Consider the following 24988-nt stretch of genomic DNA (forward strand, 5'->3'; position numbering starts at 1 on the left):
CGGATGAAAGGTGCTGCATTCGCGCCATAGGCCGCGGGCAAAGGGGCGCGGATGCTGCCGGCGCTCTTGACAACAACTCATGAGGTCTGCGCAACCTTGGCCGATTGCCCCGAAAACCGAACCTGTCTGATGCGCACCCTGTTTATGGCGGCCCTTGGCTGCACCCTCCTTGCGGCCAGCCCCGCTTCTGCCGAACAGATGAGCGCCGAGGAGGCGCGCGCCTTCGTGGTGGGACGCACCTTCTCCTTCTCCTGCTTCGAGGGGTCGCGCGGGGCCGGGCTGGTCTATGCCGATGGCTCGGTGGCGGGCACCATTTCCCTGCGTCAGAAGCAGGCCCGCTACATGCGGCTGCCGGCCAATACGCTGCGGGTGCGCGATGGCGCCGTCTGCGGTTTTCTGAAAGGCATGGCGTTCGAGCCCTGCTTCAATGTGGTGCGCACCGGGCCGTCGAGTTTCCGCGGAACCCTGGCGGGTGTCGAAACCATGTGGTGTGATTTCGAGCGGGTGGAGACGGGGCGCTCAAGGGTCGCCTCCCGCCGGGGCCGGTCAACCGCCGGGGAATGAGCGGGAGCGGGCGGCTGGAAGCGCCGGCCTGATCTGTCCGCTCAGCTTTTTCCCTGAAGGATGCCTTTTTCCTAATCGGCGGGGCGCTCTTCCTGTGCGTAGCGGTGCGCTGGCCGGGTATCCGCCATGCCGTCCTCCCGCCCCTCGATGCGCGGGCGCAGGCGCGCCAGTTCACGCCCGGCATATTCCATGAAGCTGCGCACGCGGGCGGTGGCGCGAATATCGGGGTGGGTCAGCAGCCAGAGGCCGGCTTCCATTTTCGGGTCCGGCGGCATCAGGCGCACAAGGCCGGGTATGGTGGCGCCGACAAAGCAGGGCAGAACCGCAAGCCCCATGCCGGCCGCCGCCGCCTCCGCCAGCCCCAGAACCGTATTGACGCGATAGACCAGCTGTTCATCGCCAACCCGCTCATGCAGCCATTTGGCCGGCTTGATGCTGCCCAGCCCGTCTGAAAAGCCGATCCACTGGTGTCGCCGCAGATCCTGCGCCTCCAGCCGGGTGCTGCCCAGCATGTCCGGCCGGCCATAAACCGCCCAGGCAATGCTGGCGATGCGCCGGCCCACCAGCGTATCGCCGGGATGGTTGCTGGCGCGGATGGCGACATCGGCATCCCGCTTGGAAAGATTGAGGGACTGGTTGGACACCGCCACATCCAGCCGGATTTCGGGGAAAGCCGAATTGAAGCCGGCAAAGATCGGGGTGAGCATGTGGGTCAGCAGAATATCATTGGTGGTGACCCGCAATTCCCCGGAGGGGCGCAGATCCCGCCCGGTGATGCGCCGTTCCACGGCCACCACTTCCTCGGCCATCCGGTCTGCCAGGCGCACCATTTCCTCCCCCGTGGGGGTTGGTGCATAGCCGGCGCGGGAACGCTCGAACAGGCGGGTTCCCAGTTGCTCCTCCAATGCGCCAAGGCGGCGGAAAACGGTGGAGTGATTGACCCCGAGTATCTCTGCCGCCCCCGCCAGCGCCCCTGTCTGGGCAATGGCGCGCACAAGGCGGAAATCATCCCATGCAATCATGCTTCATTGCATCCGCGCAAAAATTCCAGCGTGTGAATAAGTATCGCAGTGCGGCAGTGAAAGGAATAGCTGATCTTCAGGCGCACATGGCGTTTTCGCCATGGTGAGGTGGCCCTCTTCTCCGCCGGTGGCGGAGCTGGTGCGGGTGATGTGCGGCTGTCGTCCTCCGCCCGGGGTGTGGCACGGCCCCAATAGCGCTTCTCCCGGTGATGGGAGATGCCGGGAACATCCCAGCCCTTCTCATCGTGATGCAGCTTCGGAACCGCCCGTGCGGGAGAGGAGCGGTCGGGAAAGGGGCGCGGTGATGACCGGCCCCCTCCCTTTCTCCGCTGATGCCCGCACCGGAGGGCTGCGGGGCAGGGGTCATTCCGCCGTCTTGTCCTGTGCCGGTGGGGAGGGGGGACGACTGCGGGTGAGCAGGCGCTGATACAGCCAGCCCATGGCCACCAGCGTGATGCCAAGGCCGATAAAGGAAAAGGCCCGCAGCTGCCCCTCCAGATCCGCCATATCGGAGAGGAACACCTTGACCACCGTTGCAACCGTGACGAGGGCCGAAGCCAGCCGGAGCCCCTGCGAGTGACGCCACAGCCCGACCAGAAGCAGCACGATGCCAAAGCCCAGCCATATGGCGGACCATGCATACCATTCGGTGGGGGAGACGCTGTCGGCATCCAGAACCGGCCCCTGAAACAGGCGGCTCACCTCGAAACTCAGCCAGGCCAGTGCAAGAAGCAGGGACAGGCCATACGCCGCCAGCCGCACCGGGCCGAGGCGGGCCGGCACATGGCCGGCAAACAGCAGGGCCAGAATGGCCGGCAGCCCATAGGCGATCAGCAGATCATTGATGAACAGCCCCCCCACATCGGCGGAAAGCGCGAAGGGGTTGAGGCAGGTGAGGCCGATCAGGGCGCTGATGGCGGCAAGCGCCGCAACCGCCAGACTGAAGATAAGGTGAAGCCTGCGGCCATTATGCTCCGCCAGCCGGGCCAGTCCCAGGGCCAATGCACCATAAAGCAGGGTGAGCAGGCCGTTCTCGAACAGGCCGGTGTCGCTGCCCAGATCATCCAGCGCCAGCCCGCCATGGGCCAGATGGCGCACCTCGAAGGTTACCAGCAGCACGGCGAACAGAAGGGAAAGGCATTCCAGGATCCGGCGGCTGGAATCATCACCGTTGCGCCCCAGCAGATGGGCTGCACCGGCAAAGGCCAGACAGGGCACCCCATAGCCCCACAGCAGCCAGTTGAAGATGGGGGTCGAGCCCGGGTCCACGCCGGCAATGGCCGGAGCCCACCAGATGCGGGCCAGAACCACCAGCCCCAGTCCTGCCGAGAGCTGTCGCAGACCGGGCAGGGCGCGCTGGGTGGAAACCCATGCCACCCCCAGCGCCGCCAGCGCCAGCCCAACCGTGAGCCAGCCCTTCTCCAGCGCAAAGGCCAGCGCCAGCGCAAGGCTCACCACCGCACCGGCGGCGAAGATCGCCGCTGTGCTGCTGCGCGCATGGCGCACCAGCCGCTCGGCCGACCATGTGAACAGCAGGCCAAGGGCCAGTGCTGCCAGGGCAAAGGAGGGGCTCGGCTCCATCTGCGCCATGTCGCCATAGCCGGTCACGAACAGCAGGATGGCGGTTGTCAGGCGCACATAGGCCGCCAGCAGAAGCAGGATCGGGCCTGCCGTCGCCGCGCTTGCCCAGATGAGGCCCCCGCGCCCGCGCCGGCCCATGCCGCTGCGCAGAAGGCCCGGCACATAGAGCAGCGCTGCCATGGCCAGGCCATAGGTGAGGAAGCCGCCAAGAGCATAGCGGTCCGGCCCATGCACAGCGCCTTCCATCGGGCCTGCGGGTGCAAGTGCGCTGTCTGCCGGGGGCATCAGGCTCCATTCCAGCAAGGGCAGGGGAGCGATGATGGCCGCCGCGACAGCCGCCAGCGCAAGGGCCGGCGCGCGCCAGGCCAGCGCCAGTGCGCCGAGAATGGCAAGAATGAAAACCGAAAGCGGCGCACTTTCCATCTCGCCCAGCACCGCGGCACAGGCGCTCATGAGGAGGGCCAGCGCGACGGCGAGAGTGGACAGCATATCCTGTCCGCGTCCGGTCTCCGGTGGTCCCCACAGCAGGCCGGGGGTCAGCAGCAGGGCCGTCAGCCCCAGCAGCACCAGCGACAGAAGGCCGGTGGCGGGAATGGCCTGCGGTACGGCGAAGAACAGCAGGACAAAGCCCCATGCCGCCATGCCGACAATGCCCAGCCTGGCGAGCCAGCGCCAATAGCGCCCCCGCGCCACGGCCAGCGCGCTCGCCCCCACGGCGGCAATGAGAATGGCCACCCCGAAAGCATTGGGATTATCGGAACGGATGAGCAGGGGGGTCAGTGCCGCGCCAATGAAGCCCAGCGCCGCCAGCGCCGGCCCATGCAGCAGGGCGGCAAACACGGTGGCGATGCCGGTAAGGGCCAGCAGCACGAAGGCGAGCGCCGGCGAAATCAGCGCATAGAGCTCATAGGCCGCATAGATGCTGCCGAAGGCTGTCATGGTGCCGGCGGCTGTCAGCATGGCCGGAACGGAAGGCATGGCGCGCCGAGCACTCCTGCCGATAGCGCTGGCGGTGGTGGCGGGGGCCGGGTCCAGCGGCGTCTCGTCCTCTGGCAGGGCTGAAGTGCCGGATGCTCCGGCCTTCTGAAGGGCCGCCGGCAGATGTTTTTCGGTGCGGCGCAGCCATTCTCCGGCCACCAGCAGTATTGCGGCCAGCAGCAGGCCAAGACCGATACGGGCTTCCGGCCCCAGCAGGTTCTGTTCCACGGCGAAGCTGACGAGAAACACGCCGCCCAGAGCCAGCGCCAGCCCCCCGACCCAGACTGTCCAGCGTGCGCCGATCCGCTCCTCGAAGCTGCCCAGCCGTTCGAGCAGGCCGGGGCGCGGTGCGCTGGCGGATGAGATGGAAGGCGCCATGGCATCTTCCCGGCCGAATGGCGCAGGCGGGGGCACGGGCAAGGCAAATTGCGCCGCCGGCTCCGGGGCGGCCTGTGGCACGGGGAGATTCTCTGTTGTCTTTTCCTGTGGCTGCTCCTCGGGCCCGGGTCCGGTCTGCGGGGCACGGGCCTCCGGGGTACGGGCCTCCGGCATCGGCGTGGCCGTTGCGCTGAAGCCTTGTTCGTGCTTGAGGCGCAACGTGTTGCAAGTCGCCTCCAGCAGGAGGATGCGTTGTTCCAGCATGCGCATCCGGCTTCTTTGTCCCAGCGCCACCACCAGTGCGACAAGGGCCATGAGCGGGATGGCGAGCAGGGCAAGAAGGATCAGAACCAGTTCATCATCGAACATCGGGGCCTCTGCACCATGGGGCGTGGTGTCTCTTCGGCGCCGGCCTTCCGGTCATGTGCATGTTCGGGCAGGGGCGGGGCTGTGTTCTGCACCTTGCCGGAAAATGCCCGTGGCCAAGTGTGTGAAAGGCTGGGGCAGGACGGGTCCGGTCATCGCGGCTGGCGTGTCTGGCTTGCCACATCTGCCGGCGTGATACACGGACATGTCATGTCGGTTTAGCTCATCGCTTCCACTTGCGCCAATGCGGTCAAGCTGGGGAGAGCGTGGGAATGAGGCCGGGGCGGGATGATGGCCCCTGAAAATGAGCGGGCTGGAGCCGGTCATGCCGGCCCTCGCCGCTCCGGAAGGGCCAACGGAGCCATGGGGCGGGCCGCGCGGGGCCGCCCGCCCACAGCATCATTTCGCGGGCTTGCTGTCAGAAGCGCCGCCTTCAGGCGTGGCGGGTGCGGCATCCGCCGGCGTGCTGCCCTCCGCGGGCTTGCCACCAGCAGGCTTGCCATCAGCAGGCTTTGCCTCTTCTGTCTTGGCCTCTTCCGGCTTCTGGTCTTGCGGGCGGGCGGCGCTGTCCGCGCCGGACTCATCCTTCACCTGCTTGACGGGGGCTTGCGCATCGGCGGCATCCAGCCCGTCCTTCAGCTTGCGCTCGATCTTTGCCAGATCCTGGGGCTCGGGCTTGAGCTCACGCGCGTGGGACCACTGGAAGCCGGCCTCAAGCTTGCGGCCCACCTTCCAGTAGGCATCTCCCAGATGGTCATTGATGACCGGATCCTGCGGCATCAGCTCGACGGCGCGCTCCAGCTCCTCCACCGCCTCATTGTAGCGACCGAGCTTGTAATAGGCCCAGCCCAGGCTGTCGACGATCGGGCCATCATCCGGGCGCAGGCTCACCGCCTTGCGGATCATGTTCAGCCCCTCATCCAGATGGATGCCCTGATCCACCCAGGAGTAGCCGATATAGTTCATGACATGCGGCTGGTCCGGATACAGCTCCAGCGCCTTCTTCAGGTCCGCCTCGGCCGCTGGCCAGTTCTTGGAACGCTCGTTGCAGATGCCGCGGAAATAGAACAGCAGCCAGTTGGAGCGGGTCGGCTCCTTGATCAGGTCTATGGCGCGGCTGTAGGTCTGCGCGCATTCGGCAAACATCTTGCGGGCCTGCTGCACGCGGCCCAGGGCGATGAAGCCATCCGGGTCATCGGGCGCTTTGGCCACAACCTTCTTCAGGTGGTTTTCGGCTTCCTCGAAGCGGTCTGCCGCCTCCATCGCCACGCCGAGCTGGATCTCCGCATCGCGCTTGAGCGGGGAGGAGGCGGGCACGGTGCCATAGACCTCGATGGCCTTGGCCGGCTGCTTGAGCTGCTCATACAGCTCCGCCAGGGTAATGTTGATGAAGGGGTGCTCCGGGTCCAGCCAGCTGGCCAGACGCAGATACACCATGGCGAGATCCTCGCCCCCCTGCCGGGCCAGGGTGGAGCCCAGCCCATAGAGCACTTCCGCCGCGCCCTGCTGCGGGGTCAGCACCAGCGGGGGCAGGCTCTTGCCCTGCTCCAGAAGCTTTTTCTGCGCCTCGACGACCGGATGCTGCGCCATGCGCTCATCCAGCTTGTCATAGACGGCGAGGGCAGCCTTCACGCCTTCATTGCGCGAGACCCAGCGGGCATAGGCATCCAGCGTGCGCAGGGAGCCGGGATCCAGCTCCATGGCCTGCTTGAGCTGCCGGCCGGCTTCCTTCTGCTGGCCGCTGGCATCCAGAATGAGGCCGATATTCAGCGCCTTCAGCGGGGCGTACCAGTCCGGCCCCTGAAGATTGCGGATGGCGGCGATGGCGTTTTTCGTATCGTTCGCGCCATAATAGGCCCAACCGGAGAGCAGAACGGCGGTCAAATCGCCGATCGGCCCGCGCATGGAAAGCGCCAGATTGCTGCGCGCCGTGCGATACTGCTTCTTGCGCAGGGCGTTCACCCCCAGGGTGAGGCGGGCGATGCGGTTGGCATTGTCCATCTTCACCAGCCGGCTGGCGAGGCCGATGGCATCATCCATGTCGCCATCCATCAAGGTGGCGAAGAAGGTGCGTTCCACCACCTCGGGATTGCGCGAATCAAGTTTGAGCAGGTTGCGCAGATAGGTGACGGCGGCATCATTGTCGCGTTCGGAACTGGCAAATCGGGCGGCCAGATAGCTGCCGGCAATGGTGGGCTGCTCATCTGCCACATTGGCCGCGGCTGGTGCGGACGGCGCATCTGCAAGGGCGGGAGACAGGGCTGGCAGCGTCACGGCCAAGGCAGTGGCGAGAACCGCGAGTGAGGAAGGGCGGGAAATCTTCACTGATCGGGAATCCTGAAACGCTTCAAAAGCCAAGACACGGCCCTATTCAACCGGCGCGTGATGGCGGGAGGATGGCGACTTTCTCCCCTCTTCGCAAGTTTGCCGCGACTTTTGCAGCCCGCAGGGGCGCTGTCGCAGCGCTCTTCCACCGCAATGCATCATGTGCGGCCTTGCCGGAAGGGGGAAGGGGGAAGGGGGAAGGGGCCGTGCTGCACCGGCGCCGGCCCGCGCCATGCCCTTGCGGCAGGGTGATTTCCGCGCAAACCGTGTCTGCCCGGCTCTTGCCCCCGCTTTCTGCGCGCGGCATAAGCCAAGACATGACCAAGCTCATCGCCCGCGCTCCGGCGAAGATCAATCTGACCTTGCGGATCACCGCGCGCCGCGCGGATGGATTTCATGAACTTGTCAGCCTCGTTGCATTCGCCGGGGCCGGGGATCTGCTCACCCTTGAGCCGGATGTGCCACTGGCGCTGAGGCTGGACGGGCCGACCGCACAGGCCGCCGGGGCGGATGAGAACAATCTGGTATTGCGGGCTGCCCATGAATTTGCCCGTCAGGTGCCTGGTGCGCGTTCCGGGGCCTTCCATCTGCTCAAGCGCCTGCCGGTGGCGGCTGGGCTGGGCGGTGGTTCGGCCGATGCTGCCGCGGCCCTTCGCCTGCTGGCCCGGCTGAACGGGATGGAGGCGCATGATGAGCGCCTGTTCGCTGCCGCTGCCGCCTGTGGGGCGGATGTGCCGGTCTGTGTGGAACCGCGCGCGCGGCTGATGGAGGGGGTGGGGGAACGGCTTTCCCCGCCGCTGGACATGCCCTTCCTGTTCGCGGTTCTGGTGAATTGCGGGGTGCCGGTGCCTACGGCGGATGTCTTCCGCGCCCTTGGCCTGCGTGCGGGGGAGGCCCTGCCGGGGCCGGTGCATCCCGGCCTTGGGGAAACACTGCCGCACACTCCGGGTGAGCTGTTCGCCGCGCTGGCCGCCCTGCCGAATGATCTGGAGCCGCCGGCCAAGGTGATCGCGCCGCAGATCGGCCGCGTGATGGAACTGCTGGCCGCCCAGCCGGAGGCGCGCCTCGTGCGCATGTCCGGTTCCGGGGCCACGGTTTTTGCCCTGACAGAGAATTGCCACGCCGCCGCGCGGATGGCACGCCGCCTGTCTGCGCTCCATCCGGAATGGTGGGTGCGCTCCACGGTTCTGCGCTGAGGCACCGGTGCATTGCATATGGCAGGGTTTCGTCCATGCCGGGAAAAGCCCTGCTCCCCGGCCGGGCGCATGCGGGAAGAAGAATGACATTACCGGCCTATCTCATCGCGGCGCTGGGTGAAATCGCCGGCTGTTTCGCCTTCTGGCATGTCACGCGGCTGGGCGGCTCACCCTGGTGGCTGGCGGTGGGGCTTGTTTGCCTCGCCATTTTCGCATGGGCCCTCACCCTGGTGGAATCCGATGCAGCCGGGCGGGCCTTCGCGGCCTATGGCGGCGTTTATATCGTCTCGTCCCTCATATGGATGTGGGCGGTGGAGCATGTGCGCCCGGACAGGTGGGACATTGCCGGCGGCCTGCTTTGCCTTGCCGGCGCGACGGTCATCGTTTTCGGGCCACGTGCGTGAGAAGCGGGAACGAAAGTCCCGGCGGGGCGCGATGTGTGCGGAAAACCATCGCTCTGTTCTGCGTTTATGCGCTGATCGGGCCGCCCATTGGCGGGCTGCTGCTCTTCATCACCGCCACCATCGCGATGGAGAATCTGCTCTCATCGCCGGAATGGCCGTCCCTGCTGCTGATGATCCTGCTCTTTTCCTATCTTCCGGGCGGGCCGCCCGCGGTTCTGGCCGGCATTGTGGTCTGCATCCTGCGTTTCTGCAGGGGAGAGGTGGCGTTCTGGCAGGCGCTGCTGGTGGGCGCGGGTGTGGCCCTTCTCCACTATCTGGTGGAAGAGCGTGCGGCGGTGGCGGGGCTGATACTGGCCACGACCCTGCTGTGCTGGCTGCTGGCCCGGTGGTGGCGCCTGCTGTAAGAGGCGCCTTGCATGCCTGATGGGGCACATCTGCCGGGCAGGGGCAGACAGCAAGGCAGGGGGGCAGAAAAAAACCCGCGGCCTGTGGGCGCGCGGGGTTTTCTGATCGTCTCCCTGCGGCCTGCGTCGCCCCAGTGTGCAGTCGCCTCAGTGCGCGCGGGCGAGGCAGAAATCCACCGCCTCGGCCAGTGCGGCGCGGGCGGCATTGTCGGGGAACAGGCCCAGCGCGGCCTTGGCCTTTGCGCCATAGGCATGGGCCTTTTCCACCGTATCGGCAATGGCGTTGCGCTGGCGCAGCAACTGGATGGCGTGTTGCAGGTCGGAATCATCCGCCTCGCCCCGCTCCAGACATTTGCGCCAGAAGTCCTGCTCCGCCGCATCACCACGATGAAAGGCGAGCAGCACCGGCATGGTGATCTTGCCCTCGCGGAAATCATCGCCGAGATTCTTGCCCAGCTTGTCGGCGCTGCCGCCATAATCCAGCGCGTCATCGACAAGCTGGAAGGCGATGCCCAGATCCATGCCATAATCGCGGCAGGCCGCCTGCTCTTCGGCGGAGCGCCCGGCCAGAACTGCGCTCACCTCACAGGCGGCGGCAAACAGCTCGGCGGTCTTGCCCCGGATGATGGCAAGGTAGTTTGCCTCTGTGGTGGCGGTGTTCTTGGCGGCAGCAAGCTGCATCACCTCACCCTCGGCGATCACACAGGCGGCGCTGGAGAGAATGTCGAGGCAGGTCAGCGAGCCAACTTCCACCATCATGCGGAAAGCCTGTCCCAGCAGGAAGTCTCCCACCAGCACGCTGGCCTCATTGCCCCAGAGCTTGCGGGCGGCCAGCTTGCCCCGGCGCATGTCGCTTTCATCCACCACATCATCATGCAGCAGGGTGGCGGTGTGCATGAACTCCACCGCCGCCGCGAGCGTGATGTGGCCGTCGCCCTCATAGCCGCACAGGCTGGCGCTGGCGAGGGTGAGCATGGGCCGCAGGCGCTTTCCGCCGGAAGAGATGAGGTGGTTGGCCACCTCGGGGATCATGGCGACATCTGACCCGGTGCGGGCGAGGATGGCGGCGTTGACACGCTCCATGTCTCCCTTCACGAGACGAACCAGTGTCTCGATCGAGGGATCCTTGGGCTCGAACGGAAGGACCACAGACAAGAAACGCTCCCGCTTGTCATTCTTTGGGCGGCACCATAGGGATGCAGATGGGACTCGCGCAAGACCTGCTCACGTCCCCAGGGCCGAAATTGCCAGTTCGGCCACAAATGAGGCCCCCCGAATGCGCGAATTGCTGCGAACCAATGATGTGGTGCTGCTGGGCGCGATCGAGGCGTTCCTGAATGCGGCCGGAATCGATCATCTGGTGGTGGATGTCCATATCAGCGCGGTTGAGGGCTCCATCGGCATCCTGCCCCGGCGCATACTGGTGCTGGATGAGGACATGGTGGAAGCACGCAGGCTGCTGATCGGGGCCGGCTTCGGTGAGGCCCTTCCCCCGGCTGATGCGGCCGGCGGCTTCTGGGCCGGCCGGCCATGAGGAGAGCCCGTGTGCAGGAACTGAGGGGCGGTGCGCCATTATGACCCTGCGGGAAGAGGCGCAGACCACGCTGGACCATGTGCTGGGCGGCCGCCTTGCCCTGCGCCAGCCGGCGCGCGGGCACCGCGTGGGCCATGATGCGATTCTGCTGGCGGCGCTGGGTCCGGCCGGGTGCCGCCATATGGTGGATCTGGGGGCGGGCGTTGGCAGTGCCGGGCTGGCCTTTCTCACCCGCTGCCCGCAGGCGCGGGGCGCACTGGTGGAACTGAACCCGGATATGGCGGCTCTGGCGGGGGAGAATATCGCCCTGAACGCCATGGAGCGGCGCTGCGCCGTGATTGCGGGAGATGTGCGGCATGTGGCCCATCCCGGCGGCATCGGGCCGGAGCTGGCGGGGCAGGCGGATCTGGTGCTGATGAACCCGCCCTATAATATGGAAACGCGCCATCGCACCTCGCCCCATGCCGGCCGGGCGCTGGCGCATGCGGCGGGAGACGGCCTGCTGGTGGAGTGGGTGAAGGCGGCCAGCCGGTGCCTTGCCCCGCAGGGCATCTTGTGCCTCATTCACCGCCCGCAGGACATTGCGGCCCTGTTGGCGGCGCTGGCGGGGCGATTCGGCGCTGTGGAGCTTCTGCCCGTGCATGCGCGCCCCGGTCTTCCGGCCATGCGTCTGCTGGTGCGCGCCATCAAGGAGCGGCGCACCGCCCCGGTGATCCATCCGGGCCTGCTTCTGGCGGATGAAAACGGCGCACCCCACATTCAGGCGCAGCAGGTGCTGCGTGAAGCCGCGCCCCTGCTGCCGCAGCGCTGATCTTGAGGCGCGCCATGCGTTCTTTTGCCCCTTTTTGATGTGAGACCCTCTTTCATGTCCGGATTCTTCTCCTCTCTCACCCGGCCCGTGCGCCGCATTCTGCCCCGGAGCTGGCAAGCCGAGCGCACCATCGTGCCGGTGGTGCGTCTTTCCGGGGTGATCGGGGCGGGGCGGCCTTTCAGCCAGAACATGACGCTGGCCAGCGTGGCCAGAACGCTGGAGAAAGCCTTCGCCATGAAGGATGCGCCCGCCGTGGCGCTGCTGGTCAATTCTCCCGGCGGTGCGCCGGTGCAGTCCCATCTCATCCACAAGCGCATTCGCGCGCTGGCGGAGGAGAAGGAGAAGCATGTCTTCGCATTTGTGGAGGATGCCGCGGCCTCCGGCGGCTACATGATCGCCTGCGCGGCCGATGAAATCTTTGCAGACCCGATGTCGATCGTCGGCTCCATCGGCGTGGTGAGCGCAGGCTTCGGCTTCGACAAGGCGATGGAGCGGCTCGGTGTGGAGCGGCGTGTCTATACGGCGGGCACCCGGAAGGTGACGCTGGACCCCTTCCGCCCGGAGCGGCCCGAGGATGTGGCCCGCTTCGATGCGCTGCTGCGCGAAACCCATACGGTCTTCTCCGCCCTTGTCCGCGCCCGCCGAGGCGCTGCGCTGAATGGCCCGGATGAGGATCTGTTCTCGGGCGAGTTCTGGCTGGGCGGGCAGGCGGTGTCTCTGGGGCTGGTGGACGGGCTGGGGGATGTGCGCTCCATCCTGCGCGCCCGCTATGGAGAGAAGGTGGAAACGCCGCTGGTGCAGGGCGGCTCGGCCCTGCCATGGCTGCGCCCTTCCGGCTTCGCCGGCATGCTGGCCCGGAAGGGGGCGGAGGGTGCATTGTCGGCGGCGGAAGAGCGGGCCTTGTGGGCGCGTCTGGGGCTTTGAGCCGGCAAAGCTCTTCCGCGCCGCAGCTTCTCCCCGGAAAGCATATTTTTCCTGATCCTGTGGATGTTTACCAGTACTCATGGTGGACGAAACGTTTCGCCCGGATGGCCATGACGCACTGCAACAGCTTCATCTGGATGTGGAGGAAGTTTTGTCGGCCAGATTCTTTTCGTTCGCCGGCAATAGAGAGGCTCATCTCATCAATTGGTCCATAAAAGATCCCCATCTGACTGGACGACTCACGCTCTGGCGGTTCTAACACCACTTGTCGCAGCAACAGGCGTGTCGGTGTCATGGCAGTTGAAGTTGAGCGTAAGTTTCTTGTGACTTCAGAGGGGTGGCGCGCGGGGGCGAAAGCCTGCCCCATCCGGCAGGGATATCTGTGTCTGGAAGCCGATGCCACGGTCCGTGTCCGCATGGCGGGCGAGCGGGCTTTCATCACCGTGAAGGGCAAGACGGCGGGCATGTCCCGCTCCGAGTTCGAATATGCCATTCCCCCCGCGGATGCGCAGGCCATGCTGGATGAACTGTGCATCCGTCCGCTGATCGAGAAGGTCCGCTACAGCGTGACCCATGCCGGCAGGCTGTGGACCATCGATGTGTTCGAGGCGGCCAATGCCGGTCTCGTCATGGCCGAGGTGGAGCTTCAGAGCCCCGATGAGGTGGTTGAGCTGCCCTCATGGGTGGGTGAGGAAGTGACCTACGATCCGCGTTACCGCAATTCCGCGCTGGTTTCCGAGCCGCAGGGCGATTGAGCGGCCCCGCCGTCCTGCGCCTCACCGCACCTCACTGCACCTTTGGCGGCAGCGCGGCTTCTATCGCCAGCATGTCCTGCCATGCCAGCCGCTTGCCCACCGGGGTGCGCAGCAGATAGGCGGGATGGAAGGTGGCGATGGCGCGAATGGTGCGCGTGCCCGTATCATAATCCATGAACCTGCCGCGCAGCCGGGTGATTCCCTCGCGGGTGGAGAGCAGCGCCTGCGCCGACTGGCCGCCAAGGCAGACCAGAATGTCCGGGTTCACCAGCTCGATCTGGCGGCGGATGAAGGGCAGGCAGATGGTTGTTTCCTGCGGGCTGGGCGTGCGGTTGCCCGGCGGGCGCCAGGGTACGACATTGGCGATATAGACGCTGGTGCGGTCCAGCCCGATGCTGGCCAGCATCAGATCCAGCAGGCGGCCGGCGCGCCCCACAAAGGGCAGGCCCTGCTGGTCCTCCTCCCGCCCCGGCGCTTCTCCAACGAGCATGATCCGCGCCAGCGGATTGCCATCTGCAAACACCAGCCGGCTGGCGGTGCGCTTCAGGGCGCAGCCGTCAAACGCCTCCATGATGGCGCGCAGTTCATCCAGCGATGTGGCGGCCTGCACCGCCTCGCGCGCCGCAAGCTCGGCCTCCTCTGGCGGATGGGGAGCTGGCTGGGGCAGCGGTGCCGCCCGTGCGGGGCTGGCGGCGGGCCGGGAGGGGGCTGGCGGCAGGCCGGGGGTGGCCATGGGGGCGGCGCGGACAGCCGGTCCTCCGCGGGGCTGCGGCTCCTGCTGGCGCGGTGCCTCCTGCGCGCTCAGGGCGAAGCGATCGACCGGCATGTCGTCCAGCGCAACATCCACCCCGGCTTCCTGATGGAAGGCGAGAATGTCGAACCAGTCGTCGGAAGAAAGCTGCATCTTTGTAAACCGGATAGGAACCAGCGGAAGGGCAGGGTGCGCCCTGGCCTTCTCTCAAGCCATATCACACCAGCTATCGCATGATCGCGACCGTGAAGAAAGCATGGGTCTTGAAGCATGGGGGCTTGCGGCGGGTAAAAGCGCAGGACAGATATGGCGGATGACTGGAAACGCCATATTGCGGTCGGATTGAGGCGGTACCGCCTTGCGAGGGTCCGCCTGCATGCAGCAGGGTGCAGCCGCAAGGCGCGCGGGCGGATACAGGCCAGAGGGCGGGCACAGGAAAACCGGGGCGGGACGGGGATGAGGTTTCCTTGTTCGCGATCCTGCATTAGAACAGCACCGCCATCGGCGCGGGACGGAAGCTGGACGGTATGCGATTCATGAACAAGGCTGGGCGCTTGCGCGCGATGCAAACGGACGGGACAACTGCGGGCCTCTTCGGCAGAAACCGCAGAACCGGGCTCATGGCGGCCTTTCTGGTGGCGGGCCTTGCACTGGGTGGCTGCGCCAGCACGGACAAGGACGATGTGGTCGTTCCCGATGAGCCGGCGGAAAAGATCTACAATGAAGGTCTGACCCTGCTGCGCAAGAACGACCCGCAGGCCGCGGCCAAGCGCTTCGAGGATATCGATCGCCTCCATCCCTATTCGGAATGGGCGCGCAAGGCGCTGCTGATGAACACCTTCGCCAATTACGAGGCGGGGAACTATGACGACGCCATCTCGTCCGGCAAGCGCTATCTGGCCATGCATCCCGGCTCGCAGGATGCGGCCTATGCGCAGTATCTGGTGGCATCGGCCCTGTATGAGAATATCCCCGACATCACCCGTGACCAGCGCAAGACCCAGCAGGCGCTCGATGCCCTGCAGGATGTGGTGAACCGTTACCCGGACAGCGAATATGCCGCCACGGCGCGTCGCAAGATCGAGGTGGCGCGTGACCAGCTGGCCGGCAAGGAAATGATGATCGGCCGCTACTATCTGAAGCAGAACAATTTCACCGGCGCGATCAACCGCTTCAAGACCGTGGTCACCAAATACCAGACCACCCGGCAGACCGAGGAGGCGCTGATGCGCCTGACCGAGGCCTATATGGCGCTGGGCGTGGTGAACGAGGCGCAGACCTCCGCCGCCGTGCTGGGCTACAACTACCCGGACAGCACCTGGTACAAGCAGGCGCACAAGCTGGTTCAGTCGCGGGGGCTTGAGCCGCAGGAGAACAAGTCCTCCTGGATCAGCCGGGCCTTCTCCGGGGGGCGGAGCTGAGTCTGAATGCTCACCTCGCTCTCGATCCGCGACATTGTCCTGATTGAGAAGCTCGATCTTGCCTTGTCAGATGGCCTTACGGTGCTGACGGGTGAGACGGGAGCAGGCAAGTCCATTCTTCTGGATGCCGTGTCCCTCGCCCTTGGCGGGCGGGGAGATGGCGCGCTCGTGCGCCATGGCGCGCCGCGTGGACAGGTGACGCTGGTTTTCGATCTGGCCGCCGACCATCCCGTTCATGCCCTTCTGGCCGAGGCCGACCTGCCCGGCGAGGGAGAGCTGATCGTGCGCCGCGTGCAGATGGCCGATGGCCGCACCCGTGCCAGCGTGAACGATCAGGCCGTGAGCGTGCAGATGCTCCGCCGCATCGGCGCCAGCCTCATCGAGCTGCACGGCCAGCATGCCGACCGGGCGCTGGTGGACCCGGCGACCCATCGCGCGGTTCTGGATGCCTTTGCCGTTCTGGGGCCGGATCTGGAAACGCTGGGCGCCTTGTGGAAAACATGGCGCACCGCCTTCAACACCGCCCGCGCGGAACGCAAGCGGCTGGAAGAGGCGGCGAAGGAGGCGGACTTCATCCGCCATGCCGTGGATGAGCTTTCCGCCCTTGGCGCGGAAGCGGGCGAGGAAGAGAGCCTGTCCATCCGCCGCACCGCCATGATGCATGCCGAGAAAATCGCCGGAGACCTTTCCGAGGCGCTGGATGCGGTGGGGGGCGGCTCATCGCCCATTCCCTCCCTCTCGGCCGCCGTGCGACGGCTGGAGCGACGCGCGGGCGATGAGGGGCAGAAGCTGATTCGCCCGGCCGTGGAGGCGATCGATCAGGCGCTGGATGCGCTGGAGACGGCCCGCGCCCATCTGGAAGCGGCGCTGGATGAAGCCGCCTTCGAGCCGGCGGAGCTGGAGCGCATCGAGGAGCGCCTGTTCGCCCTGCGCGCCGCCGGCCGCAAATATGGTGTGCCGGTGGATGATCTGGCGCGGGTGACAGAGCAATTCTGCTCCCAGCTTGAACAGCTTGACCAGAGCGAGAGCCTTCTGGCGCGGCTCGACAAGGCGGCGGCGGATGCCGAGGCGGCCTATCGTGCGGCGGCGGCCGGAATCTCGCAGGCCCGGCGCACGGCGGCGGCCGCGCTGGATGCGGCGGTCGCGGCAGAGCTGGGGCCGCTGAAGCTTGGCAATGCCACCTTCATCACACAGGTGACGACAGACCCGGATGCCCCCGGCGCGGATGGCTGCGACAGCGTGGAGTTCTGGGTGCAGACCAATCCCGGCACGCGCCCCGGCCCGATGATGAAAGTGGCCTCGGGTGGCGAGCTTTCGCGCTTTCTGCTGGCGCTGAAAGTGGTGCTGGCCGACAAGGGCTCTGCCCCCACACTCATTTTTGACGAGATCGACACCGGTGTCGGTGGCGCGGTGGCCGATGCCATCGGCCAGCGTCTGGCGCGCCTCTCCCACACCGTGCAGGTGCTGTGCGTGACCCATGCGCCGCAGGTCGCCGCCCGTGCGCGCCACCATCTGCTCATCGCCAAGGAAAGTTCCGGCGGGACAGGCGGGGTGAGCGTGGAGGATATGGATGCCCCGCGCACGGTCACCAGCGTCGCGCCGCTTAGCGCCGAGCATCGCCGTGAGGAAATCGCCCGCATGCTGGCGGGGGCAAGCGTGACGGACGAGGCGCGCGCGGCGGCCGAGCGGCTGCTGAATGGCGGGCATTGAGCCGGCCGCTTCCGCTGATCCTTCCGCTCCCGCTGACCCTGCCGTGCCGGATCTGTCCTGCCGGTTTCCCGCCTCGGGCCACCGTGCCGGACCTCAGTCCATTCCAGGCTTGTTCTGCCGCAGGCTCTTCACCTGGCCGCGCCGGCTCTTGGCCGCGAGGCGGCGCTCCTTTGAGCCGAGGGTGGGCCGCGTGGGGCGGCGCGGCGGGTTGACGATGGTGGCCGCGCGGATGAGTTCCACAAGGCGCTCTATGGCGTCTTCCTTGTTCCGCTCCTGGCTGCGAAAGCGCTGGGCCTGAATGACGATGACGCCATCGCGTGTGAGGCGCTGCCCGGCGAGGCGGGCAAGACGCATCTTCACCCCTTCCGGCAGATTGGGGGAGGCGGCCATGTTGAAACGCATCTGCACGGCGCTGGAGACCTTGTTCACATTCTGCCCGCCTGGCCCGGCGGCTCGGATGAAGGCGAACTCAAGTTCTTGCGCGTCAATCGCGATGCGGGGCGTGATCTCGATCATGGTGTATCCAGCATAGGGAGATTCCGGCGCAAGGGCAGGCTTGTGTTTTCCGCGCACGAAACGCGGTACGGTCTCCTCACCGGCTCTGGCGGCGGAGACCGCAACACTCCTGCTCCCCGTTGTCTTGCCCCATTTTACAGAAGGCGGCGCACCGGCCCCACATGGTGTGCCTGTTTTCGGGAGTCATGATGCAGCGGCAGCCGGTAATCAAGAAAAAGCGACATCACCCGTATCCCGTCCCCGCCCTGTTCAGGCGGGCGGCCCTCTGCATGCTGGTGCTGGCGGGCATGGGGCCTGTGCGGGCTGAAGAGATGCAGATCGCCGGCCCTTCCGGCCCGCTGGCCGGGGAAGCGGTGCAGGTGGAAGGGGCCCGGCATGCCGTGCTCATCATTCCCGGCTCCGGCCCCATAGACCGGGATGGCAATGCCGCACAGATGGGGCTGGCCTCCAACATGTATCGCCAGCTTGCCGAGGGGTTGGCGGGAGCCGGGATCGCCTCCCTGCGGGTGGACAAGAGAGGTTTTTTCGGCAGCGCGCAGGCGATCAGCGATCCCAATCAGGTGAGCCTTCCAGATTATGCGGCCGATATGCGCAAATGGGTGCAGAAGGCACGCGCGCTTGCCCCCTGCATCTGGCTGGCCGGCCATTCCGAGGGCGGGCTGGTGGCGCTGCTTGCGGCAATACAGGCGCCGGATGACATCTGCGGCCTCATTCTCATGGCGGTTCCCGGCCGTCCTGTCGGCCAGCTGCTGGTGGAGCAGTTGCAGGCCAACCCGGCCACCACAGCTTTTGCCCCGCAGGTCCGCGAGATCGTCCGGGATCTGGAGACCGGCAAGAGGCGCGCGGACGAAACCATTCCCGAGCCCCTTCGGCCCATTTTTCCGCAAGGGGTGCAATCCTTCATGATCGACCTGTTCGGCCATGATCCATCCGCCCTTGCGCGCCAGTGGAAAGGTCCGGTCCTGATCCTTCAGGGGGATCATGACATGCAGGTGAAACCGGCAGATGCCGCTTTGCTCGGGCAGGCCATGCCGCAGGCGCGCCGGCAGATGCTGCCGGGCGCCACCCACATGCTGAAGGCGGATGTGCCGGGCCAGCCCTTCGCGACCTATACGGACCCCGCATTGCCGCTGGACGCGGCCGTGGTGCCGGCGTTTTCCACATTTCTGGATGCACACCCGCCGGGCGGGGGCACTGGTGGGCAATGATCCCTCTTTTCGCGCTCTTGCTCTTGTGACGCGGCGTCATCTGCCTCATCTTCCCGCCGCCATGTGGCAGCGACACAGCAAGTGAGGCGAGGGTATGAGGACAGGATCAGGCCAGCAACCTATGGGCCGTCTGGCAGGGGCAGGGGCGCTGGCGGCTGTCGTCATGATGGCGTCCTGCGCTGCGGCATGGGCCATGCCTGCGCGCGTCATTCTGTTGCGGCATGGCGAGAAGGCCGGCCCGTACGAGCTCTGCAAGGTGGGAGAGCGCCGCGCCGAGGCGCTGGCCAAGACCTATCTGGGCAAGGATGCCACCTCATCCCTGTTCCGGCCCGGCGAGCGGCCGGCGGCCATCCTGACCATCACCCCCCATACCGCGCAGACGGCATCGCCCATCGCGCTGTCCTGGCCGATGACGCTGACCGCCTACAGCGTGGAGCAGGGGTTCGGGCTGGATGACTGGTACAGCGCCTTTGGCCCGCGCACCATTCAGGCCGTGCAGGATATGCGCACGCGTGAGGACTGGAAGGGCAAGACGGTGGTGGTGATGTGGGACAATACCCGCATCGTTCAGGAGAAACACCCCCGCTACAAGGCGCGCGATATCGATGTGACGCTCTATAACCTGCTGGATCTGCACAAGCTGAAGAATGTGCCGGATGAGTGGGCCGACAAGAACTACAACTATTTCTGGCTCATCGACTTCAACCCGGAAACGGGGGAGCCGGTGAAGTTCGAGATGATGAAGCAGGAATTCACCGGGGAATATGCGGATCTGCCGCATAATGACTGGGGCCAGCCCAGTGGGCTGACAAAGGAATCAGGCTGTGCGCTGGGGCGCGGAAGCCTGAAGAAATAGTCCCGGTTTCCGGGACACAGGCCGGAATGAAAAGGCCCGCCCCGGTGCTGCACCGGGGTGGGCCTTGTTTGGGGCTGTCGTCTCAGCCTTCGCGGCTGGGATTGTAGCGCAGCAGCCGCAGCGCATTCAGCGTCACCAGAACGGTTGCGCCGGTATCGGCCAGAATGGCGATCCACAGCCCGGTGATGCCGAGGATGGAGGTGACGAGGAATACCGCCTTCAGCCCCAGCGCGATCGACACATTCTCATGAATGTTCCGCATCGCCTGCCGGGCAAGGCGGATCTTGGCCGGCACATCCAGAACGCGGTTGCGCAGAATGGCGGCATCCGCCGTCTCCAGCGCCACATCGGTGCCGGAGCCCATGGCCACGCCAACCGATGCCTGACGCAGGGCCGGGGCATCATTGATGCCATCGCCCACCATCATCACACCCTCGCTGCCGAGCTCGCGAATGGCGTTGAGCTTTTCCTCCGGCATCATCTGGGCGCGGAAGGCCATGCCCAGCGTGCCGGCAATGGCCGCCGCCGTGCGCGGATTGTCGCCCGTGAGCATGGTGGCGTTCACACCCAGCTCCTTGAGCTGGCGCATGGCCTCGGCGGCATCCGCACGCGGTTCATCCCGCATGGCCAGCAGGCCAAGGGCACGGCCGGGGCAGAACACCACAACAGTGGTCTTGCCTTCCGCTTCCAGCTTCTCGGCCCGCTCCAGCGCCTCGGTTGTCAGCACATCGCTTTCGGCGGCAAAGCCGGGGCTGCCTACCCAGAAGGGAATGCCATCCTGCATGGCCTCCACCCCCTGTCCGGGCAGGACGCGGGCATCCTTGAGCGCTGCCGGGGCAACCCCCGCCTTCTGCGCCCGCCGGATGATGGCCTGCGCCAGAGGGTGGCGCGAACCGCTCTCGATCCCGGCGGCAATGGACAGAAGCTCTTCCTCGCTTGCGCCCAGCGTTACCACATCGGTCACTTCCGGGCGGCCTTCGGTGAGGGTGCCGGTCTTGTCAAAGGCCACATGGTGCACCTTTGCCGCCGCTTCCACCACCGCACCGCCCTTCATCAGCAGGCCGTGGCGCGCGCCGGTGGAAAGGGCCGAGGCGATGGAGGCCGGCACCGAAATGACCAGTGCGCAGGGGCAACCGATGAGCAGCAGGGCAAGGCCGCGATAGATCCATGTATCCCAGGGCTGACCGAAGAACAGCGGCGGGATGAGGATGGTGAGCACCGCCACACCCACCACGGCGGGCATGTAGTATCGGCTGAAGCGATCAATGAACCGCTCTGTGGGCGCCCGTGCGCTTTCGGCCTCTTCCACAAGGCGGATGATGCGCGAGATGGTGTTGTCCGACGCCGCCTTGGTCACGCGTACGCGTAGAACCGCCTCGGCATTGATGGCCCCGGCGAACACCGTGTCTCCGGTCTTCTTGAGGGCAGGTACGCTCTCGCCGGTGACAGGGCTTTCATCCACGCCGGATGTGCCTTCCACCACAATGCCATCCGCCGGAATGCGCTCGCCGGGGGCAACCTGAACGATCTGGTCGATCTCTAGGGTCTCGGCCGGCACCTCGCGCAGCCCCTGTGCCGTTTCCAGCCGTGCCGTCTTGGGCACAAGGCTGGCGAGGGAACGGATGCCGTCGCGGGCCTTGTTGGCCGCCACGCCCTCCAGCACCTCACCCACCGCAAACAGGAACACCACCAGCGCCGCCTCTTCCGCCGCGCCAATGCACAGCGCGCCGACAGCGGCAATGGTCATCAGGCTTTCAATGGAGAAGGGCTGGCCGGTGCGCAGCAGGGCGAAGGCCTTGCGGGCGACAGGGGCGACGCCCACCAGGCAGGCCAGCACGAATGGCCACAGGCCGAGTGAGGGCCATAGAATCTCCAGTGTCCACGCCACCACCAGCAATGCGCCGGTGAGCAGCACCAGATGCCCCTTGCGGGTCTGGTACCAGCGCTTGCCGCGGTCTGCCGGGTCATCATCATGGTCATGCCCGCCGGCATCCTCGGCCCCGCTGGCCGGATGCCCATGGTCATGCCCCGAATGGTCGTGGTCGTGGTCATGATCGTGATGATGGCCCGCATGGTCATGCCCGTGCCCGGTGCCGGCGGGGGCAGCGCCATTGCGCGGGGCAATGTCATAGCCCAGCTTGCGCACGGTCGCCTCGATGGTGGCCATGTCCGCCCCATCATCCGAGAGCCGGACGCGCAGCCGCTCGCTCATCAGCGCGACCTCAACGTCAGACACGCCCGGCAACCGCTCGACAGCAGTGCGGATCTTGTCTGCGCACGAACCGCAGTCCATGCCCGTCACGGTCCATTCGCAGGTTTTGACAGGCGTATTCATCGGGTCCTCCGGCTTGCCTGTTCCATCTGCTGCCCTATCTAAAGGCTCTAGTCACTAGAGCATCAAGGGGCAATTTCATGTTTTCAATCGGAAAGCTCTCCCGCGCCACCGGGGTGAAGGTGCCCACCATCCGCTATTATGAGCAGATCGGTCTTCTGGCCGCGCCGGAGCGTAACAGTGGCAATCAGCGCCTCTATGACAGCCGGGCGCGTGAGCGCCTGGCCTTTATCCGCCATGCCCGCGAGCTGGGCTTTCCGCTGGAGGCGATTCGCGAATTGCTGGGCCTGTCGGATGATCCGGCCAGTTCGTGCGAGCAGGCCGATGCGATTGCCCAGCGCCAGCTTGCGCAGGTGGAGGCGCGGATAGAGCGGCTTCAGGCCCTGCGGGAGGAGCTGGAGCGCATGGTGCACCAGTGTGCCCATGGCACCATTGCCGAATGCCGGGTTATCGAGGTTCTGGGCAATCACGCCTTGTGTGAACATGAGCACGCAGGATTGTCTCTGGTTTCAGGCGAGCCATAGCACATCCGCTTTCGCCGGGCCTATATGTGCGGGCAGAAAATCGTGAATTTGCAATATGTTGGAAGGTTTCCAGCATGTGCCACCCGCTCGCGCCCCGCGCGGTGGTACGGGGAGAGGGGCTGGGCCTTGGGGGCACTTTACGAGGCGCGGATCACGCCGGGCGCGATCTGTGGTATCTGCTCATACAGGGCGCATGTTCATGGCGCATGCTGCGGCCACGATGTGGAAGAGTGCTGATGTCATCCGGTAAGGCTGGTTCCAATCCCAATATCCGGCGCAACAGGGGCGCGCGCCCCCTGGCGGATCTGGTCGCACCGGGCCTTGCGGATGTGTGCGGGCGGGTCGGCTTCTCGGTGGTGGAGGTGGTGACCCACTGGGATGAGATTGTCGGGCCGGATCTGGCGCCGCATTGCGTGCCGCTCAAGCTGCAATGGCCACGACAGGAAGAGGGCGGTGCCGCCACTCTGGTGGTGCGCGTGAGCGGGGCCTATGCCATCGAGATGCAATATGCCGCGCCGGTGGTGATGGAGCGGATCAATACCTATTTCGGCTGGCGCTGCGTGGGGCGTCTGGCGCTGCGGCAGGGGCCGGTGCCGCCAAGATATGTGCGCCCGCCCGCGCCAGTGGAGCCGGAACCGCAGGAGGTCGAGGAGATCAGCCGGGAAATCGGCACCTTCGGGGATGAGGCGCTCAATGCCTCCCTTGCCCGCCTTGGCGCGCTGGTGCGGCGCGAGCGTCGTGGACGGAAGTGAGATTGGGTTCACCCCTCCGCCGAATTGCCATAATAATCCGCCTTGTTGAAAAGCATCTTCAAGGCCCTTGCCCGCCCACCTGCTGCCGGAACCCTGTTTCGGGATCACTCGGAGAAAAGAATGTCCCTTGTTCGCCGCCATCTTCGTATCGGAACAAGTCTTCTCGCCCTTCTGGCGGTGAGCGGGGTATCCGGCCTTGCGCTGCAGCCGGCCATGGCGCAGCCTGCCGCGGAAACCGTTTCCATCACCAAGCTGATGTCTCCGGAAGCCACGCCGCTGACCGTGAAGGCGCTCGGCAATCCCGAGGCTCCGGTCACGGTGGTCGAATATGCGTCCATGACCTGCAATCACTGCGCCAGCTTCCACAAGGAAACGCTGCCCGAGTTGCAGAAGAAATATATCGATACCGGCAAGATCTATTTCATCCTGCGTGAAATGCCGTTCGATCCTGTTGCGACGGCGGGCTTCATGCTGGCGCGCTGCATGCCGGAATCGGCCTATTTCCCCACCATCAGCGCCCTGTTTGAAACACAGCACTCTTGGGCCTTCTCGAAGGACCCGGCGGCGGGCCTGCGCGCCATTGCCCGGCAGGCGGGCATGAGCGATGCCAATTTCGAGAAGTGCCTGACAGACAATGACCTGGCTGCAAAGGTGCAGGCCAGCGCCGTCTATGCCAACACCCAGCTTGGGGTGAACGCCACGCCCACCTTCTTCATCAATGGCAAGAAGATCAGCGGCGCGATGGGCATCGAGGCATGGGACAAGGAACTGGAGCCGCTGCTCGCCGGCAAGACGCCTGCAGCTCCTGTCACGCCCGCGGCGGCTGAGCCTGCCCCGGCCCCCGCCGCAGAGGGTGAGCAGCCGGCCCCCGCCGCAGAGGGGAAACAGACGCCCCCCGCCGCAGAGGGCGCACAGAAGACGCAGTGACAGCACGCCCTTGGGCTGCATGACAGATGAAACCGCCTGCCCCATATGGGGCAGGCGGTTTTTTCATGTCCTTTCCGGGAGGAGCGGGTGAACAGGGGTGCACAGCCTTCATGCACCCCCATCTGCCTCAGTGTCCCTTGTGATGGCCCCCGGCGGCAAGGCCGCGGACCTGATAGGTCACATCCGCTGTGCCGGCCTTGCTGAAGGTGAGGGTGCCTTTCACACTCTCGCCTTCCTTGAGCTGCTCCTTCAGCCCCATGAACATGATGTGATAGCCGCCCGGCTCCAGCTTCACGCTCTGGCCGGGGGCGATGTCGAGACCATCGGGCAGGGGGCGCATGCGCATCACCCCGTTCTCCATCGTCATCTCGTGGATTTCCACGCGCTCGGAGAAGGCGGAGGTGCCGCCGGTCAGACGATCCGGCGTCTGCCCGGTATTGGTAATCTGCATATAGCCGGCGGCCACCTTGGCGCCGCCGGGCGTGGCGCGGCTCCACGGGCCGGTGATTTCAAGGGCGCCGATCTTCACCACATCCTGGGAATGGGCGCTGGCATGCGTGCCGACGGAAGAGCCGTGAGAGGCCGGGGCCGCCTGCGCCACCTGTGCGGCTGGGGCATGGTCATGCCCTGCGGCGCTGTGCTGGTGGGCCTCACAGGCCAGGGCGACAGACACGGGCAGGGTGCAGACAGCAAGAAGGCTCGCGCCAAACGTAAAACGCTGAAACATGGGTTTGTCTCCAGAAATGTCG

The 24988-nt window shown here is 66.0% G+C and carries 23 protein-coding genes; 15 read left to right on the plus strand and 8 right to left on the minus strand.

Annotation, left to right across the window (positions count from 1 at the left end; all coding sequences use genetic code 11):
• Window positions 1–129: 129 nt before the first annotated feature.
• Window positions 130–564 carry a hypothetical protein gene (locus tag ACT6QG_RS07575; RefSeq protein ID WP_444976968.1) on the plus strand — a complete coding sequence of 145 codons (435 nt, stop codon included), beginning with the start codon at window positions 130–132 and terminating at the stop codon, window positions 562–564.
• A 71-nt stretch (window positions 565–635) separates the two neighbouring features.
• Here ACT6QG_RS07575 and ACT6QG_RS07580 read toward each other — a convergent pair whose 3' ends face one another.
• The 3 genes from ACT6QG_RS07580 to ACT6QG_RS07590 all read right to left on the minus strand — a co-directional run bounded on the left by ACT6QG_RS07580 (window position 636) and on the right by ACT6QG_RS07590 (window position 7214).
• On the minus strand, window positions 636–1586 hold the full coding sequence (locus ACT6QG_RS07580; protein ID WP_444976969.1) for a LysR family transcriptional regulator: 951 nt from the start codon (window positions 1584–1586) through the stop codon (window positions 636–638).
• Between the two features lie 363 nt (window positions 1587–1949).
• The gene (locus ACT6QG_RS07585) at window positions 1950–4892 is read right to left on the minus strand and encodes a DUF2339 domain-containing protein (RefSeq protein WP_444976970.1); all 2943 of its coding nucleotides are present in this window, start codon (window positions 4890–4892) and stop codon (window positions 1950–1952) included.
• A gap of 396 nt (window positions 4893–5288) precedes the next feature.
• Window positions 5289–7214 carry a tetratricopeptide repeat protein gene (locus ACT6QG_RS07590; RefSeq protein ID WP_444976971.1) on the minus strand — a complete coding sequence of 642 codons (1926 nt, stop codon included), beginning with the start codon at window positions 7212–7214 and terminating at the stop codon, window positions 5289–5291.
• A 317-nt stretch (window positions 7215–7531) separates the two neighbouring features.
• On the opposite strand from ACT6QG_RS07590, the gene ACT6QG_RS07595 reads away from it, so the two are divergent.
• The 3 genes from ACT6QG_RS07595 to ACT6QG_RS07605 all read left to right on the plus strand — a co-directional run bounded on the left by ACT6QG_RS07595 (window position 7532) and on the right by ACT6QG_RS07605 (window position 9218).
• A complete protein-coding gene (locus ACT6QG_RS07595) occupies window positions 7532–8410 on the plus strand; it encodes a 4-(cytidine 5'-diphospho)-2-C-methyl-D-erythritol kinase (RefSeq protein ID WP_444976972.1) in 879 nt (292 codons plus the stop codon).
• Window positions 8411–8493: 83 nt separating this feature from the next.
• The gene (locus tag ACT6QG_RS07600) at window positions 8494–8814 is read left to right on the plus strand and encodes a YnfA family protein (RefSeq protein WP_444976973.1); all 321 of its coding nucleotides are present in this window, start codon (window positions 8494–8496) and stop codon (window positions 8812–8814) included.
• 35 nt (window positions 8815–8849) lie between these two features.
• On the plus strand, window positions 8850–9218 hold the full coding sequence (locus ACT6QG_RS07605) for a hypothetical protein (protein WP_444976974.1): 369 nt from the start codon (window positions 8850–8852) through the stop codon (window positions 9216–9218).
• A gap of 147 nt (window positions 9219–9365) precedes the next feature.
• Here the strand turns inward: ACT6QG_RS07605 and ACT6QG_RS07610 are convergent, their stop codons facing one another.
• Window positions 9366–10373, minus strand: a complete 1008-nt coding sequence (locus ACT6QG_RS07610; protein WP_444976975.1) for a polyprenyl synthetase family protein — start codon at window positions 10371–10373, stop codon at window positions 9366–9368.
• Between the two features lie 121 nt (window positions 10374–10494).
• Here ACT6QG_RS07610 and ACT6QG_RS07615 point away from each other — a divergent pair, with 121 nt between their 5' ends.
• The 4 genes from ACT6QG_RS07615 to ACT6QG_RS07630 all read left to right on the plus strand — a co-directional run bounded on the left by ACT6QG_RS07615 (window position 10495) and on the right by ACT6QG_RS07630 (window position 13242).
• Window positions 10495–10752, plus strand: a complete 258-nt coding sequence (locus ACT6QG_RS07615) for a putative signal transducing protein (protein ID WP_444976976.1) — start codon at window positions 10495–10497, stop codon at window positions 10750–10752.
• 40 nt (window positions 10753–10792) lie between these two features.
• Window positions 10793–11563 (plus strand): tRNA1(Val) (adenine(37)-N6)-methyltransferase, encoded by a 771-nt coding sequence (locus tag ACT6QG_RS07620; RefSeq protein ID WP_444976977.1) that lies wholly within the window; start codon window positions 10793–10795, stop codon window positions 11561–11563.
• Window positions 11564–11617: 54 nt separating this feature from the next.
• On the plus strand, window positions 11618–12487 hold the full coding sequence (locus ACT6QG_RS07625; RefSeq protein WP_444976978.1) for a S49 family peptidase: 870 nt from the start codon (window positions 11618–11620) through the stop codon (window positions 12485–12487).
• A 293-nt stretch (window positions 12488–12780) separates the two neighbouring features.
• Window positions 12781–13242 carry a CYTH domain-containing protein gene (locus ACT6QG_RS07630; RefSeq protein WP_444976979.1) on the plus strand — a complete coding sequence of 154 codons (462 nt, stop codon included), beginning with the start codon at window positions 12781–12783 and terminating at the stop codon, window positions 13240–13242.
• Window positions 13243–13273: 31 nt separating this feature from the next.
• Here ACT6QG_RS07630 and ACT6QG_RS07635 read toward each other — a convergent pair whose 3' ends face one another.
• Window positions 13274–14146, minus strand: a complete 873-nt coding sequence (locus ACT6QG_RS07635) for a uracil-DNA glycosylase (RefSeq protein WP_444976980.1) — start codon at window positions 14144–14146, stop codon at window positions 13274–13276.
• Between the two features lie 467 nt (window positions 14147–14613).
• Between ACT6QG_RS07635 and ACT6QG_RS07640 the strand changes: the two genes are divergently transcribed.
• Window positions 14614–15414 (plus strand): outer membrane protein assembly factor BamD, encoded by an 801-nt coding sequence (locus ACT6QG_RS07640; protein ID WP_444976981.1) that lies wholly within the window; start codon window positions 14614–14616, stop codon window positions 15412–15414.
• Between the two features lie 6 nt (window positions 15415–15420).
• Window positions 15421–17124 carry a DNA repair protein RecN gene (gene recN / locus ACT6QG_RS07645; RefSeq protein WP_444976982.1) on the plus strand — a complete coding sequence of 568 codons (1704 nt, stop codon included), beginning with the start codon at window positions 15421–15423 and terminating at the stop codon, window positions 17122–17124.
• Between the two features lie 93 nt (window positions 17125–17217).
• Here recN and arfB read toward each other — a convergent pair whose 3' ends face one another.
• The gene (gene arfB, locus ACT6QG_RS07650) at window positions 17218–17640 is read right to left on the minus strand and encodes an alternative ribosome rescue aminoacyl-tRNA hydrolase ArfB (protein ID WP_444976983.1); all 423 of its coding nucleotides are present in this window, start codon (window positions 17638–17640) and stop codon (window positions 17218–17220) included.
• Between the two features lie 269 nt (window positions 17641–17909).
• Between arfB and ACT6QG_RS07655 the strand changes: the two genes are divergently transcribed.
• Both ACT6QG_RS07655 and ACT6QG_RS07660 read left to right on the plus strand, forming a co-directional pair.
• Window positions 17910–18848 carry an alpha/beta hydrolase gene (locus ACT6QG_RS07655; RefSeq protein WP_444976984.1) on the plus strand — a complete coding sequence of 313 codons (939 nt, stop codon included), beginning with the start codon at window positions 17910–17912 and terminating at the stop codon, window positions 18846–18848.
• A 121-nt stretch (window positions 18849–18969) separates the two neighbouring features.
• Window positions 18970–19704, plus strand: a complete 735-nt coding sequence (locus ACT6QG_RS07660) for a hypothetical protein (protein WP_444976985.1) — start codon at window positions 18970–18972, stop codon at window positions 19702–19704.
• A gap of 82 nt (window positions 19705–19786) precedes the next feature.
• Here ACT6QG_RS07660 and ACT6QG_RS07665 read toward each other — a convergent pair whose 3' ends face one another.
• On the minus strand, window positions 19787–22039 hold the full coding sequence (locus ACT6QG_RS07665) for a heavy metal translocating P-type ATPase (RefSeq protein WP_444976986.1): 2253 nt from the start codon (window positions 22037–22039) through the stop codon (window positions 19787–19789).
• A gap of 77 nt (window positions 22040–22116) precedes the next feature.
• Here ACT6QG_RS07665 and ACT6QG_RS07670 point away from each other — a divergent pair, with 77 nt between their 5' ends.
• The 3 genes from ACT6QG_RS07670 (at window position 22117) to ACT6QG_RS07680 (ending at window position 24239) form a co-directional block, all read left to right on the plus strand.
• Window positions 22117–22560, plus strand: a complete 444-nt coding sequence (locus tag ACT6QG_RS07670; RefSeq protein WP_444976987.1) for a MerR family transcriptional regulator — start codon at window positions 22117–22119, stop codon at window positions 22558–22560.
• 236 nt (window positions 22561–22796) lie between these two features.
• Window positions 22797–23312 carry a DUF721 domain-containing protein gene (locus ACT6QG_RS07675; RefSeq protein WP_444976988.1) on the plus strand — a complete coding sequence of 172 codons (516 nt, stop codon included), beginning with the start codon at window positions 22797–22799 and terminating at the stop codon, window positions 23310–23312.
• A gap of 120 nt (window positions 23313–23432) precedes the next feature.
• Complete coding sequence (locus ACT6QG_RS07680; RefSeq protein ID WP_444976989.1) at window positions 23433–24239, plus strand: DsbA family protein; 807 nt, start codon at window positions 23433–23435, stop codon at window positions 24237–24239.
• Between the two features lie 127 nt (window positions 24240–24366).
• On the opposite strand, the gene ACT6QG_RS07685 is transcribed toward ACT6QG_RS07680, so the two are convergent.
• Window positions 24367–24966 (minus strand): copper chaperone PCu(A)C, encoded by a 600-nt coding sequence (locus tag ACT6QG_RS07685; RefSeq protein ID WP_444976990.1) that lies wholly within the window; start codon window positions 24964–24966, stop codon window positions 24367–24369.
• Window positions 24967–24988 lie beyond the last annotated feature (22 nt).

The sequence above is a fragment of the Haloleucobacter ellipsoideus genome (assembly GCF_052491725.1).